At 54.1% G+C, this 1,529-nt stretch carries 1 protein-coding gene; it reads right to left on the bottom strand.

The window, feature by feature from the left end:
• Window positions 1-179 precede the first annotated feature (179 nt).
• Window positions 180-1,103 carry a LysR family transcriptional regulator gene (locus LOC54_RS12185; RefSeq protein ID WP_279314047.1) on the bottom strand — a complete coding sequence of 308 codons (924 nt, stop codon included), beginning with the start codon at window positions 1,101-1,103 and terminating at the stop codon, window positions 180-182.
• Window positions 1,104-1,529: the final 426 nt, after the last annotated feature.

Raw genomic sequence — 1,529 nt, forward strand, 5'->3', positions numbered from 1 at the left:
TTATGCACAACAAAAATCACATGCTTTAGCCGCTTAAATCAGATAAAAAACGTCTCCACAAAACCCGGGGCAATTCACCCTCAAAACCATGGGTTTTTCGAACCCTCCACCTGCGCATTAACCAGAGGCGGCCAACCGAGACCTGGAGTCACCAAGCGACCGTGCCGCATGGTGGCGGGTTACAGCCCCATAGGACGCAAATCCCGGATCAGGTCAATCAGCAGCCGTAATCCGGTCGGTAACTGGTGACGGCTCGAATAATAAATGTGAAAGCCCTCACCAGAGGTCGCCCATTTAGGCAAGACCTGAGTCAATCGCCCATCGGCCAGATAGGCCGAGACTAGCGGCTGGGGCAAATACATCAGGCCGGCGCCGCCCAGCACAGCGTGCAGACCGGTTTCGGCCTGATCGACAGTGATCGATGTTGGAACAGGAATTTCGATCTCTTTCCCCGCGCACTCAAGTTCCCACCGGTAAATGCGGTCATCGCCCAGTCTGTTGCTGATACAACGATGTTCAAGGAGGTCGTCTGGGTGCTCCGGTATCCCGAAGCGGGCAAGATAGCTCGGTGCCCCCACGATGATCCAAAAAATATTTGCTGACAGCTTCTGGGCAATCATGCCTTCAGGTACTGTATTTCCATAACGGATCCCGGCATCAAACCCAGCTTCGGTCACATCCATCATTCTGTTGCTGGCAACGATATCTAATTCTACGTCCGGATAGCGATCCATGAACTCCGGGATAACCGGGGCCAGTAGAAGATTTGCCGCTTCGACAGCCACATTCAGGCGGATCCGGCCGGCGGGAGCGTCCCGGAAGCGGTTCAAGGTTTCCATAGCCGTGTCGATAGCTTCAAACGGCTCACCGATTTTGGCGACAAGAGCTTCGCCTGCTGCCGTCAGCGTAACGCTCTTGGTTGTACGGTTGAGCAGACGAACACCAATCCGATGTTCAAGGGCTTTCAGAGCGTGGCTTAGGGCAGACGAGCTGACGCCGATTTCGATCGCGGCACGGCTGAAACTGCGATGTCGGGCAATCGTCAGAAAATACGTCAGATCCGCGATGTCTGCCCGGCTTGTTTGCATCTCGTACCCTTTCATGAGTGCTGCTCAGATCTCGATACGAGGCAGCCTGAAATTTAGCCACAGGAAGACGGCGTAAAGCCGAAGATCAAAACACTCCTGAATTGCTCTCACAACGCCATGTAGGATACCGCGCTAACCAAAGACGGTGTTCGGAGTTAGTCTGAGATGGAAATCGGCGATTGCGACGACATTGACATTCTTGCGTCAATAGTTTTGACGCCTTTTCGGATCATGATCAAAAGGACGCCCTTCATGGACTACTGTCGGTTTCCCTAATTAACGCGACTCGCGTGCAGAGGTGGTCCCGTCTGATCGGACAGTTTTTGGGTTTGAATAAGCTATACCCGGTTGTTGTCATGCCGCTATTCTGACGGCGCTGCTGTTGGCCCTCTGGTCCGGGGTTAACCCCGGACCAGAGGGCGTCGGCGCGTCATGATACGC

Origin of the sequence: Acetobacter sp. AN02 (assembly GCF_029759835.1) — a bacterium.
In the GTDB taxonomy this organism is placed as follows: Bacteria; Pseudomonadota; Alphaproteobacteria; order Acetobacterales; family Acetobacteraceae; genus Acetobacter.